The sequence below is a fragment of the Chryseobacterium sp. 22543 genome (assembly GCF_052044565.1).
Lineage (GTDB): Bacteria > Bacteroidota > Bacteroidia > Flavobacteriales > Weeksellaceae > Chryseobacterium.
The window spans coordinates 1,064,963-1,079,470 of the sequence record NZ_JBQENH010000002.1 but is presented as its reverse complement, the minus strand read 5'-3'; the positions used below and the strand labels follow the sequence as shown (position 1 = coordinate 1,079,470).

9 protein-coding genes and 1 pseudogene are annotated in these 14,508 nt (G+C 33.6%); 2 read left to right on the top strand and 8 right to left on the bottom strand.

Features of this window, described 5'->3' with window-relative positions:
- Positions 1–45 precede the first annotated feature (45 nt).
- The 8 genes and pseudogenes from ACTJIP_RS10660 to ACTJIP_RS10625 all read right to left on the bottom strand — a co-directional run bounded on the left by ACTJIP_RS10660 (position 46) and on the right by ACTJIP_RS10625 (position 12,375).
- On the bottom strand, positions 46–1,467 hold the full coding sequence (locus tag ACTJIP_RS10660) for a helix-turn-helix transcriptional regulator (RefSeq protein WP_219072607.1): 1,422 nt from the start codon (positions 1,465–1,467) through the stop codon (positions 46–48).
- 972 nt (positions 1,468–2,439) lie between these two features.
- A complete protein-coding gene (locus tag ACTJIP_RS10655) occupies positions 2,440–3,909 on the bottom strand; it encodes a hypothetical protein (protein WP_440704547.1) in 1,470 nt (489 codons plus the stop codon).
- Between the two features lie 378 nt (positions 3,910–4,287).
- On the bottom strand, positions 4,288–5,040 hold the full coding sequence (locus ACTJIP_RS10650; RefSeq protein WP_219072605.1) for a hypothetical protein: 753 nt from the start codon (positions 5,038–5,040) through the stop codon (positions 4,288–4,290).
- A gap of 511 nt (positions 5,041–5,551) precedes the next feature.
- The gene (locus ACTJIP_RS10645; RefSeq protein WP_428168038.1) at positions 5,552–6,430 is read right to left on the bottom strand and encodes a helix-turn-helix domain-containing protein; all 879 of its coding nucleotides are present in this window, start codon (positions 6,428–6,430) and stop codon (positions 5,552–5,554) included.
- 792 nt (positions 6,431–7,222) lie between these two features.
- On the bottom strand, positions 7,223–7,429 hold the full coding sequence (locus tag ACTJIP_RS10640; protein ID WP_440704546.1) for a hypothetical protein: 207 nt from the start codon (positions 7,427–7,429) through the stop codon (positions 7,223–7,225).
- Positions 7,430–7,487: 58 nt separating this feature from the next.
- Positions 7,488–7,889 (bottom strand): annotated as a pseudogene (locus tag ACTJIP_RS10635) (hypothetical protein); the annotation flags it as partial.
- A 269-nt stretch (positions 7,890–8,158) separates the two neighbouring features.
- Positions 8,159–9,241: a recombinase family protein gene (locus tag ACTJIP_RS10630; protein WP_440704560.1), complete on the bottom strand. Its 1,083-nt coding sequence runs from the start codon at positions 9,239–9,241 to the stop codon at positions 8,159–8,161.
- 170 nt (positions 9,242–9,411) lie between these two features.
- On the bottom strand, positions 9,412–12,375 hold the full coding sequence (locus tag ACTJIP_RS10625) for a response regulator (RefSeq protein ID WP_232538922.1): 2,964 nt from the start codon (positions 12,373–12,375) through the stop codon (positions 9,412–9,414).
- Between the two features lie 434 nt (positions 12,376–12,809).
- On the opposite strand from ACTJIP_RS10625, the gene ACTJIP_RS10620 reads away from it, so the two are divergent.
- Positions 12,810–13,352 carry a peptidoglycan-binding protein LysM gene (locus tag ACTJIP_RS10620; protein WP_440704545.1) on the top strand — a complete coding sequence of 181 codons (543 nt, stop codon included), beginning with the start codon at positions 12,810–12,812 and terminating at the stop codon, positions 13,350–13,352.
- A 183-nt stretch (positions 13,353–13,535) separates the two neighbouring features.
- Positions 13,536–14,081, top strand: coding sequence for a peptidoglycan-binding protein LysM (locus ACTJIP_RS10615; protein WP_077414286.1), 546 nt, complete (start codon positions 13,536–13,538; stop codon positions 14,079–14,081).
- The last annotated feature ends 427 nt before the right edge of the window (positions 14,082–14,508 follow it).

The following is a 14,508-nucleotide window of genomic DNA, read 5'->3' as shown; positions in this document are numbered from 1 at the left end:
GCACCCTATAAAACCCTGATTTACTGATAATATAATTTAAAAAAATTAAAAATCCTGAATCCATTTATAGAGATCAATATCTCTGGAAAGTTTCAATTTCTTTCGGAGTCTGTATTTTTTCGATTCAACAGTTCTAATTGAAATGTGATCATAATCAGCAATCTGTTTGTTGGATAAGTCCAGTTTAAGAAATGCGCATAATTTCAGATCATTTGGATTTAGATCCGGATATTTTGAAATAAGACAATCATAAAAATCAGAATGAGAATCTTTAAACTTAATCATAAAGGATGGATCTGATTGTTTAGCGAGCATGATCAGTTCTTCATAGGTACAGGATAACTTTCGCTTAAGGTTTTCCGATTCTTTTACTTTTTCATTGATCACGGCATCTTTAATCCTTTCCCGGCTTTTGGAAAATTTAAAAACAAAATATACGATAACACCACCCAGGAAAACAATACTGAGTATGACATACAATAAAACGAAACTGTATCTTTTTTCTTGATCTGACTGCTCCTTATGCATTCGTTTAATTATCATATTGATTCCGGCATTTTCCTCTTGCTGTAAGCTATCATTTAGAGCAGAGTATTTTACCAGATATTCATTCTCCAGCTCGGGAAGATTCAAGCCGCGGTACGCCTCAGCAATCAATTTGTAAGATTCCAGCGTTCTTTTACCTAATTGAGCTTTTGAAGTGATCTTTAAAGAACTGAATAAATATTTTAAAGCGTTATGGTAATTCTTCTTTTCAATATTCAGCTTTCCAAAAGCCCTCAGTACATTGGCCTTCCCCTCAATAGGAATTTGTTGGGTAGTGAGAAGTTCATTGGCTTTATTAATGTAAAATTCAGCAGAGTCTATATTACGTAGCTTAAAATGCCTTTCGGCTATTGTAATGTATAGCATAGGCATTGGAGATTTCAGACATTTCCGCTCATTGCTGTAAACAGAATCCATTAATCCTAAATACTCAAAACTATTTCTCTTCCAATCATAAATACTGTAGAGTCTTTTTTCTTTTTCCTTTTGATCTTTAATCTTGTGAGCCAGTACAAAAGCATTGTCAAAGTATTTAATTGCCTGCTCATGCAAATCCAGAGAATTATAATTTTTACCATACACAAAGTACATATAGGCTTCAAGATCATACTTTTTCTTACCTTTCAATTCTTTCTCAGCCATTTCTACCATTTGAAGGCTCTCTTCATTTTTCTTCATCATGATCAGTACATTAGCTAAATTAAGACATCCTCGTATCTCACCATTTTTATAATTTAATCGCTGACATTCTTTTCTTAGTTTAGTTTCCAATAAAACAATCTTGTACAACTCCCCATTCTTAAGAAGCTTACTGAATGTGGTGGTTTGCAAACTATCAATTTTCCCAATGGTAATTTGAGATTTAACATTACAGATCAGCAAAAGGAGTAGAACAATAAAAATATTTTTTAAATGAGCCATAGGTATTTGAAAAAAAATTAAGGTAATGTTCAAATGATTCGGAAAATATCATTTTATTCACAGTTACTTCACGTAAACCGGTATTTTCACAGTACTAAAATTTAAAATGATGAAAGCTTATACAGCTATTGGTTTTTCGAATTATAAAAGACCAGGAGAAAGAAATGATAGACCAGACTTTTGCAGATATTTCAGCATGCGAGTTCCTGATTGCTGAATCTTCAGAAAAAGCAATTGGAATGGGAATCGAAGCTGGATATTCGTAGGAAAAAGGGTAATGTATATCAGACATGTGAATGCTGAACATTCTTACCACACTTTCAGGCCTGAGCAATCATAGTGGCCTTTATTGCAGTCCTGAAGACCTTTTCAGCAAAATCAGATGTCATTTTACCCCAACTTAGTTCTTTCCTGAATTTAAAAGATGCTATTTGAAACAATATATGAGGATTTAACATTTTTAATTCAACTTGTATTTTAAAAGAGGGAGTAAAAAAATAAGCCATAGATATGATGTATTACAGATTATATTGTTCATGTTTGGATTGTGTGGTGGTAGTTCAGAGTACCATTTGCGAATTATTAGCAGTCCATACACCACCCTCATTGAATCTTTGACCGGCTATCTTATCTACCACAAAGTTGACAAAATCATCCAAATTAATAAAGGAAAATTCTTATATATTTTGGTACTTTTCTGACATTTTAATTAATAATAGGTCTACTTCATTCCTTATATCAAATCAATAAAATAAGCAATTAAGATTGGGCTGTTATTTTAAAAGGCGATTGTACAATCGCCTTTTCTGTTAAGTATACTTCATATCTGCCCAATAGAAAAACACGATACATAAGTACAAGTACATAGCAACTATCATTTTCAATTTGTCATCCAAGTAAATTAAGAACTATATGTTTCCAACTTTCCTTATAGATTCACAGCAATAATTTAATTCCTCTTCATGATAGCATTTACAATGCAGTATAAATAATATGCATAAATGCACTGCTATGATTATAGCTGGGGCCAGTAGGACCTGTCTTTGTATCACAATAAATAATATCTCCCACATTCAGCAACTTTACATAAGTCCCGGATAATATAAAAATATTTCCTGCCTGAGGAGCTCCGCCGAAAGTCCAAGCCATATTACCAGCATTAATATAAAGTGCATAATTTGGAGCATTGGTAGCATTTTCCAGTTTTACTCCAGCTACAATATGATATATTCCTCTTTTGGCTACTGTATAACTGCTATTGGAAAAGTCCCAGGTACCTGCCCCTGCCGTATTGATATTGACCGTCCCAAATATGACTCTGTTACTAACCCCATTTCCAGGCAGAGTTGCACTACTGGCAAATTGCTCAGCATTGAAAATATTATTAGGAGTTTTCAAAGTATTGATAAAGTCGTTACCAGTAATCTGTGAGACAACGCCAGTTCCATCAGAAAGCAACATATTAGAACTTCCAAGCGAGGTTTGTATCGGTAACGAGCGAAACCTAGCATTGCCGTTTACATCCAATGTATTGGTTGGATCAGTGGTTCCTATACCAAGATTTCCAAACCTATTTAATACCATTTTAGCGTCGCCCCCATTTCCGCTGGTGTAGAAATTCATTTTTGATGCCAAAGTCGTTGGATCACCCTCTTTTGATACCGAAATAGATCCTAATGTCCACAAACCATTAGTAACATAACCTTTGAAATTGAAAACTCCTATATGTTCTCCAACAGGAATATTAGTATTGCCATTAGATCTAGTCAAATCAATACTTGCTGCATTATTAATACCTGTAGAAGTGACTGCAATTCGAGACAATGAGGACTCAAAATTTCCACTTCCCCTTACATCAAGCTTATCAGTTGGTGCAGCTGTACCAATGCCAACTCTATTATTGGCAGCATCTACTGAAAAAGTACTTCCGGCTACAGAGAATGCATTAGGCTGATTGGCTGTAAATGCCAAGGTATTGGCTCCCTGTGTTACAATTCTGTTACTGCTAAGCGCACCATCTGCAGTATAAATATTAACAGGTGCTGCACCTACAGTCCCTCCGTCAGTAGCTCTCCATCCTGCATTACTGTACACAAATTCCAGTGCTTTTCCATTGGGTATGGTAACCCCGTTTAGCGCTGCACCAAACCCACCTGTAGTGTTGTTAAAAATGACCAGCCTTTGACCAGCATTGGGAGCAGCCGGAACGGAAATAGAAACTGTTGCAGTAGCACTTCCTGTAAGCTGTGCCTGGCTTATATTAGCAGGAATATTAGCATTATTACTGGTAACACTTATGGCTGTTTCACGGTTGGTAATAGCTCCATTCACATCAAGTGTTGTACCGGGAGTTGTTGTATTAATTCCTACATTGCCTGTTTGTGCAAAAAAAGCTACACTTACTACTGACAATGCAATTGAAAATAAATTTTTTGTGTTCATTTTTTTATATTTTTTTGTTAAAGGATAATGTATATTACTGCAGCTGGAAACTTCAAAATTGAAATAGACTTAATGTAAACTCAAGACGAAAATATGATATGCCCACAGCCCCTCCATTAAGGCAGTATCAGTATTGATCATCGCTATAGCAGTAATAGATAAAATGTTTTTATTTTGGAAATTGATGAGATCATATTCCAGGCAATACCTATATAGATTAAGATTAAATAGGTAATCTTCCAGAATCCAACAAAGTAAATTATTGATTGACTATGTATTACTTTAATTTGTCTGGGAAAAATTCTTCAGAGATTAAAAAGATATTAATATTGTTCTATTATAGGACATCATGCCGATGAATACGTACCGATACCAATATTACAGAGGCTTTTTAAACAACTGTATATTCATATTAGCCTTCCCCCAATTAAAATTTTCTCCTGTTGCAGCATTCATATTAAATCTTATAGTGCAGGGATTAGTAGTAATAGTACCTGGAGTAAATTCTAAATATCCATTTAAGGAATAGGTCACTGTAAGATCGGTAAAAGTATTATTCGTAATTTTTTCAGAATAGGAGCTGGATATTGTAGCTACCTTTGCTGTCTGATCTGTTCTAAAAAAGGTAAACTTTCTGGAACCCTGAGGCATCTCAATCCCATCTTTCAAAAATCTTATTCCATAATACCATAAATTGTTTGCACAGGTAAAATCGGTTCCCATTCCCATAGGAACCGAATAATTAACAATAATTAATCCTTCTGTTCTTGCCGGAATAATAATAGATTGACTCATCTGGATATCAATATTATCAATCTTCGAATTGCTTGTACTATAGGTACCTGTGATATTCCTATCAACAGGAACAGCAGCTGTCAGGGTGTAAATGTCATCCAATGCAAACTTCCCAGGAGGCTGCAGAGAACTTATCGTAACCTTTTTGGCTGTTCCATCTCCCTGTAACAACATTACTCTGTCCGTATTGTCCAGAACATTATTTTCAGGAACATTTCGAAATCGCACATTGCCATTAACATCTAGTGTTTGAGTTGGTGATGTTGTATTTATTCCAACTTGTGCTAAAGTTAATCCATAAAAAAGGACTGCTATAGGTAACATTTTTTTTTCCATTGCTTTTAATTTTTCTTATTAAAATAGTAGTGTTTTATTAGAGACCGTAATACATTTTTAAGTGTCTAAGAGGCATACTTAAATTTGGTAGTAAAACTATAGCAATTATTTTATGGAGTTTCTACTGCATTTCTACTGCAATGCATAATCAATTGATTTACAATACTATTTTTATGAAAACTAAAAGAAGTTCATCTATAATATTTGAGGAAAAAATTTCTATTATTCACTAAAATATTGATTTTACCATATCTATAATAATGAATTGAAGATACCATTCAATAGTATCAAAGATAATTTGCCATGTAGATGAATCATCTGAAATGGCATCTGATGCTTATTTTTCTAAGTGTTGAATTATGGTAGGGTAAGAAATAGAATGAAAAGAACTCATCAAGTCAACAATCCTTGTATTAACTAATACCAGACTACTATGAAACATAATCCCTATCATCCAAGAGTCGCTCCTAGAACACATTTAGGAGGTGATTATTTGCGATAGAGAAAAGTTCTAAATATTCTGGAACTTTTCCGACATTGTATTTCTATAGTCAAGTGGAGTTAATTTTTCTTTTTTTCTGAATTGTCTTGAAAAGTATGATAAATCTGCAAAACCAAGATGTTCTGAAATTTTGCAAATGTTCCAGTCAGTATGAACTAACAGCCTTTTGGTCTCCATTAATACACGTTCCCGAATAATATCACCAGCCGTTTTTCCAGTTATATGTTTGGTAACCTCATTCAGACGATGGGGGCTTAAACCGAGCTGCTGAGCATAAAACTCAATTTTTTTTTCATTCAGATAATGACAGTCTACCAATTCCCGGAACTTTCTAAGCCTTAGACTATTTACATTGTCATAAATATAATCGTGGGTATTGATAATAATACGTTGAATTCTGTTGAGTAAAACAAAAAGTAAATGACTGATAATAATTGCTGACTTTTCAGATAATCCTATTTCATATTCCAACATTTCTATGAGACGTTTCACCTCATTCACTCTATCATCCGTTAATTTAACGAATGGCAGTATGCCACTGTTATTAAGAAAACTCAGGGAAAGAAGTTTATCCTTATTATTTGAGGTAAGCAACAAAAATTCTTCAGTAAAAGTAATACTGTAACCTTTCACATTTTTTGTTGTTGACATCTGATGAAGTTGGCCAGGTGAAATAAAAAATAAAGTATTAGGTCCAATTTCTGTTTGATGATGATCAACCATATTGATAGCGCTCCCTGAGGTAAGCCAAAGTATCTCGTAAAAACTATGTTTATGGGGCCACTGTAGATCAGGAGGGCGATTAAGATCCTCAAATCTTTCAATCATGAATTCGTTACCTATAGATTTCTGAGACTTAAAATCTTCAATATTATAAATTTTAAACATAGAAATGTTGATAAAATAATGAGTTTAATTCCTTATAATGTTTGCAAGACACCTCAGAATATTCAAATCAAAAAGGCAAATTTGCATTGAAATTGTAGAAGATTTAAATACTATTGATGTTTAGCTTTATGTTCTATAACTATCTGCCCACTATTTTATTTCAGATATTATGAAATTTTCTCGGTCTAAGATATTAAAAAACAATTATTCCTAAAATCCGGAACATCAAAACCTATTTTCTGGCTATTACCTTAGTGATCTACTGAAGCAGGTAAAACAGTTATAGAACTGACCAATTTTATTAATTTCAGCAACTAAAACCTTCTGAAAGGAGCAAATTACTCTGTATCAGAAATAACTTACAGATTTGGTATTAAAAACACCCCGTATTTCTCACCTCTATTAAAAAAAACGGGGATGAACTCATCAAATCAGTTCAAAAATAAAAAGCACACTGAATGGAATAGTAAGCCATATGATAATCTCAATGGTTTTGGTATGAAAGGATAGAAAGCCGTTTACAGCGGACATGAGGACATAAAGCCTATCTGTGATGCCTCCAACAAACAGACTACACAAGAGCTTCACCAGCCAAATTTGCAGACAGATGAGAATCCAAATATCCTTAGATCATCAATGAGATAACGGAACTCCGTATTTTATTTACCTAATGAGTAGGCAGTACCATTTTTATGCTCAAACTGAGCGATCAAATTGTGATGATTACCCATAAAAATTTCAACATTTACATGATGAATTTAATCATTTTATAAATTTAAAGAGGATCTTTCTCTAAATCATTTGGTTCGCTAATTGTCCTAGTTTCACTAATGCTTTCTCTATATCTCTATTCCATTCTCCACCATAATTTAAACGTAAACAGTTGTGAAACTGATTCTGAAGTGTAAAAATTCTTCCCGGTGCAATGCTTATTCCATTATTTAGATCTTTATAATATAAAACCGAAGTATCTATTTTTTCATCTAACCCGATTCTCATGTTTAATTTGAGTTTTCATGGTTATTAGTTTTTTCCCCGGTCTCCGGAGATTTTTACTTTATTCTTTTGGTATTAAATGCTGTAGCTCAGGGTGAGCTTTTATACGCTCGATTTCATTTTCAATGACTCTCATAACCTCCTGCTCAACATTTCTGTAATTCTCTTCAATAATTGATGTGAACCGATCTTTTCCATTTTCATCTACAAATGATAAAATCTCCGGTATCCGCTGATAATTTTTAGTTTCTGCCAATACTTTTTCATGATCCACTACAATTTCTGCATGAAACATTTTCTGTTCAATCCTTTCATCAAAATTATCAGATACAGCCCCTACAAACATTCCCTGACTTAATGTTGAAATTTTAGAAGCCGGTATCAGACTATCAAGTTGGGTAGATATAAAAGTGGACGTATCATTTCTGTTGATGGTCATACTTTGTCTTTTCTGCAGGACTTTTTTTTCCACACTTTATCCCGGAAATCCTAAAGATAAATTCTAACCTTAATTTCTCAGAACTGTACTTCTGTGCATTGATGAAACTTGATTTTGATACCAAAAAAATAGCACAATACACCAATAACAGTATCCGGGCTGTTGAAAGTAAGAAATATATGTATGAAACTGAATATTTCTTCTGAAATAAGCATCAACAGCTTTCTGATCAAAATATAAAAATTTTACATATAGTCATATTTTATAACAATCAATATTCATATAATATTAAATCAAAACCGATTATCTTCCGAATCAAAATATTCATATATCTTTTCTATTCTCAATAAATCTTCCTTAAAAAAATTCGAGAAATCTTCCGTTAGGGCTACCAGACAAGGATAAGCTGTTTTCTTATCATTTTTTTTATTATTTGCATCACCTAATACATTGGTTACAAGAAATATACTTCTTAATACTGAATTTACTCTGGTAGTTCGATATTCAATTCCTGTAAATTCAAGATTTTCTGGATATATCGAACTAATTATTTTTCTTTTTGCTTCTACACTACTTGATTGGTATAATAATGATAAGTTAGATATAACTGATAGAGCCTTGTTTAAGCGATCATCAACTTTTTTGGGATTACGAGTCGCAACTAAACAAGCATGAAGTTCATTTTCAAGAATTTCAATTTTTTGTTTAGACTGTGCTTTAATAATCATATAATCATCATCTTCAATCTTTTCAGCCAATAATTTTTCTCTTGCAACAGCTATCTTAGCATTATAATTCTCTATTTCAGAAATTATTCTCTTTCTTCTCTCGTCAGCTTTGTTATTATACTTTTTATAGGCGGTTAGTAGGATATTTTGTAAGATTTTCTGAACTGAAGGGAGAAATTCATATTTCTTTAATTCCTCAACAAAAAGATTATTGGTAAGTTCAGCACTTTGCCTAAATCCACAAGATGATTTACAATGATAGTAATAATATACTCTCTGACTTCCCTTTGATCCACTGGCAGTTAAATTTCTCCCACATTTAGGGCAAGTCAAAAAACCTCTTAATGGAAAAACGTCAGCAGAACTAAATTTTATATACTTTCGGATTTTTCTTTTATTGCCTTCTAAAATTAACTGAACTTTATTAAATAGTGTCTCTCTTATAAGAGGAGCATGTAAAGATTTTACATAGTGAGCTTCTTCATCCCGATATTTCTTTATAAATATTTTACCACAATACACTGGATTTCTTATTGCAACATGAAAGGCTTGATTACTCAAAATTTTTACTCCCTTTTCTGAAAGCTGTCGACGTATAGTTTCAGGAGCTTCAATTCCTTTTGCTATTTCATTAAAGAGATAGCGTATTATTGAAGCTTCAGGTTCTTTAGGCTCAATAAACTTATGTTTGCCATCCTCAGTAATTTTATTAATATAACCGAAAACTGATGTTTTAGATAAAGGTTATATCTGGTACATTTAAAATATGTTGTCACATAATATTAACAGAAGAAATTGAGCCCATTTTTTCATAAGTCCTAAACATTAATATATTTTTTGAGTACTTCAACAAGGTCTTTCTGCCTGATAGGCTTGGGAAGGAAATCATTCATTCCGGCTTCCAGACACTTTTCTTTTTCACCCAGCACATTTCCAGCTGTAACGCCTATGATAGGTATATTTTCATATCCCGGCAGCATTCTTATATTTCGTGTTGCCTCAATACCACTCATGATTGGCATCTGTACATCCATCAAGATAATGGAAAAATGCTTTTTCCTGCATTCTTCCAAAGCCTGCAGCCCATTGACGGCTTCCGTTAGATGTATACTGGGTGCAAGAGACTTCATTATTCTATTATTCAGGACCATATTCACTACGTTATCATCAACCAAAAGCACTTCTAATTCTGGGGCAAATAACTGCAAACCTTTCTCAGACTGATCCTTACTAATTTCTACTGCATAACTTCGGTCTACCTTTTTTAAGGTTTTGTATAGTTCATGTGATTTGATAGGCTTCAACAGTAAATGTGCATTTTCTATTTTTCTAACTGAATTAAGTATGCCCAGTTCTTCAGAAGAAGAAGAAAGTACTATAAATGGAGAAGTCTCTTTTCGCTGATTGAACAGCCCTGTTATTTTATCTATTGTTTCCAATCCTGACATAACAGGCATATGATAATCCATCAGGATCACATCGAACCGCTCTCCTTTCAACAGGATTTCCAACGCCTCCATCCCATTAGAAGCCAAGGTAGACTTGATATTTTTATAGGTAAGCATGTGGTCAAGAATGATCCTATTGGTTTCATTATCATCAACCACTAAGGCCGTTCTAATAGTTATTTCATCCTCCTCTCTCAATTGAGAGATCTCGTAAGGAATCTCAATGTCAAAGAAAAATACAGAACCCTTTTCCTTTACGCTGCTCAGCGACAAATGGCTTCCCATATATCCCAGGATATTATTTGAGATAGTAAGTCCTAGACCCGTTCCACCATATCGTTTACTAATGGAACTGTTTTCCTGAGTAAAGGCATTAAAAATGTATTTCTGTTTCTCAACAGGGATGCCGATCCCCGTATCTCTTACCGAGAAGCGCAAAACAATAGTACTATCATCCATGCGTAATTTCTCTACTTTTAGCTCTATCTCTCCCTTTTCTGTAAATTTCACAGCATTTCCCAGAAGATTGATCAAAATCTGTTTTAACCTTGCTTCATCCAAAAAAAGTATCTTTGGAAGACCTGGCTCAATATTGAGAAGAAGTTCGATATTTTTTTTCTGGGATTGATAAATAATAACATTTATAACCTGGCTTAACATATCATAAACATCAGTTTTCTCAATCAAAAGCTCCATTTTTCCGGATTCTATTTTAGAAAAATCCAATATATCATTGATAATGCTAAGCAGGTTTTCCCCTGACTCATTGATGTAATTCAGATATTGCATCTGTGTTTCATTCAGTGGTGTTGTGAGGAGAAGGTCTGAAAAACCAATAACTCCATTTAAAGGAGTCCTGATCTCATGACTCATATTGGCCAGAAATTCGGATTTTGCTTTGCTGGCTATATCTGCCGTTTCCTTGGCATTTTTCAGTTCTTCATTTATCTTTACAGCATTTGTAATATTCTGTATGGAAATAATCACTCCCCCTACTTCATCTTTTGTAAGATACCAAGGACCGACTTTAAGGTCATAATGCTGAATTTCTTCTTTTCCTTCCACCTTTAGCATAAAGTCACTGTTGATGTACGTTTTTCCCAAAAGTGCATTGTCATAGATATCTTTTCGTTCTTTGGGAATATTAGGTGATATCGTGAAAAGATTATTACCGATAAGATCTACATTATTCATACTAAATTCCTCTCTCCATCTGCTGCTTACAGCAACATAGTTAAGATCTTTATCAAACATGGCCAAAGGAACAGGAACATCAGTGGCAAAAGACTGCATTATGGCCTCCTTCCGGGTAACCTCTAAAAACATTTTTTTGAAGGCATCAATGTCCTGAATGATTCCGAAAACCCTTTTACAGGTATCATCTTCAAATTCGGGAATACCTTTTACTCTTACCCAAATCGTAGCGCCATCATTACGTAAAAGCTGAAGTTCCTCATCAAAAGGAATTCCTTGTTGTATTACCCTGTTAAAAAGATATTTTATTCTCTCCCTGCTTTTTCCTTTGTAAAATTCAAAGGCATTTTCAAAAGTAGGCTGGAAATTATTTTCTATTTTGTGAATTTCTCTTGTACTTTGAGACCAGAACAGCTTTCCTGTCTTCATATTGGCTTCCCAACCTCCCACCTGGGCTACTGAGCCTGTTTCTTCAAGCATTTCCTTAGTGTAAGACAGATCGCTTTCTAACTTACCACGCCGGATAAGATCAGATTTTAATTGTATATAAACAAAAACGGTTACACCAATGGCTGCAACCGCAGAAAAGATGATAAATAAAACAGTCCACTTCGAAGACTTATTCAGCTCTTCATTTTTTATGGCAAGTTGAACTTCCTCAAGTTTTACAAATTTCTGAACGAGCATGCGGCATTTGTCCATAGCCTCCTTGTTTTGTACAAGTTCTTCCGGACTTATTAATATTCCCTTTTTACGATTCTCAATAAGCAAAACATATTCTTTCATTAAGATTTCTGAAGTATGTAGCAGTTCATTTAGAATATTAATCTGATCTTTATCTCTAAGATTAAGTCTATCTTTGTGAGAAACAAGCAGCGGATATTCATTCCTACTTTTATCGAAAGGTTCAAGAAAATTTTCCAGGCCGGTAAGCTGATATCCCCGATTGCCCGTCTCAGCATTTAAAAGAGTATTTAAGATATCTTTTGCTAAGCTTATAGATTCCTTACTTTTCAAGAGGTCTTCCCTATTCTCCATCTGCTTATGTATGCTTATATAAGATGCTATGGAACTAGCAATCAGAAGCATCAAAGAAATCACTACTCCTATCTGAAGATTTCTTATAATTTTTTTCGGCATTGAATGGTATTTTTGTAATAAAATACTAAAAATAGGTCATTTTATAATATTTACAAATTAATTTAGAAATTCGTTAGAAGATATTGGAAAATGAATATAATTTAAGTCGTTTAAAGATGAAACTGCTAACTTTATAAAAGTTTATTTTGTATGGTTTCCCCATTGTTTTTCTTAATTGATATTCATTTTTTTTAACTTTTCAGCAAATATACCGGGCTTCAGAGCTTTTAACATTATCTCACCTAAAATGGCAGTGAAGCATTCTATGAAATAAAAAAATTACTTTATAATAGCTAATCCTTCATTATCGAAACTATAACACTGACAATTAGCCAATCAATAACAATAAAGCTTTGGTAATTTCGAATAATGTTATTAGATTTATAATGAATTCTGAATTACAATATTATTACACCTCACTAAATTTATTAATCATGAAAAAGCAAATCTTTATCACTGCCCTATCCCTGGGAGCAATCACTATAGGAACCAACCGGGTTCTTGCACAAAATTCTGAGAAGGTTAGTACATCCGTAAATATTATTTTAGCAGACGTTATTGCAATGGACATTGGCACTGGTGCGTCAGAAGGTGCTGTAGATTTTAATTATGGGAGCACAAAAGACTATAACTCATCAAAAAATGTGACCGTTCCCAATAGTTTAGTCATTATTTCCTCCAAAAATTTTGATGTAAAAGTAAAATCTGAAGGTACACACTTTGTAAGTGGTGCAGACGTAATTCCTGTAGATATATTACAGGTAAAGGCAATACCAGGTGGAAGTCTGGTGGGGACCCTGAATGAGGTCACTTTATCTACAACTGATCAGGTACTGGTGAGTAATGCAAGTTTAGGTACTAAACAGTCTTTAAATATTGCCTACTCTATTTCGTCGGAAAATGCATCCAAAGTACTTCTGGGGAAACCACAAGGAACTTACACACAAAAAATAACTTATACTGCCACTGCATTGTAAGTAAATATCAATTTTTAAATATAGCCCTCAACACTTAGAAAGTGTTGAGGGCTTTTCTTATTCAAGCAAAATGAATAATCCTGTAGTGATTTTACTACATGAATTTCCGTTTTCCACTACAAAGAAACTTTTATCGCTGCTATAAATTTGCAGTATACAAAAGAACAATTAAATATTACTATCATGAAAAAACTAATCGTAATCTCAGCCTTAACTTTTGGAGCAATCATATTAGGAACTAACAATGTTCAAGCTCAAAATACTACAGCAACCACAACGGTAAACATTACCCTTAACGATGTAATCTCTATCGATGCGGGAAGTACTGCAATTGGTAATACGGTTGACTTCAACTATGTTACTGCAGCAGACTATAACTCTGATCAAACAATTACTAAAGCCAACTCTTTAAAAGTTACTTCAACGAAGAACTTTAATGTTAAAGTAAAAGCAGGAGGTGCTAATTTCATGAATGGAACCAACCTGATCCCTGTAAATGTTTTGACTATCAAAGCAGCTACAGCTGCCGGAACAATGGGCGGAACAAAAAGCGCTGTTGTTTTATCTGCAACGGATCAAACTTTAGTATCAAATGCTCCTCTTGGAAGTGCATTAACACTGAATCTGGACTACACCATTCCAGCGGCAAAATCATCTTCTTCTGATATTTTAGGTAAACCAGCAGGAACTTATACACAAACGGTAACTTATACTGCAACAGCTTTATAAATAAATTTTCATATTAATATTTTGTGATTTGGTGTTTCGAAGGCTTCCTCAGGAGGCCTTTGATTTTGTATGTATTGTACCGATATAGATAAAATTCAAAATCCGGGAATAAGTATCTGTCATCTGTAAGGTAGAATCTATGCTTTTGGACATTTAAATCTAATTAATACATCACACCAAACATTCAGTAAATTTTGTGAAAATCTAAAGAAAAATTATAAGCAACGGTAATTTATATCACGACAGCTTTATAATAGAAATAACAGGAATTAGATACGCCCTCAACACTTAGAAAGTATTAAGGGATTTTCTATTTAAACCAATGAGTAATCCTGTAGTGATTTTACTACATGAACTTCCTTTTTCCACTACAAAGAAACTTTTATCGCTGCTATAAATTTGCAGTATACAAAAGAACAATTAAATA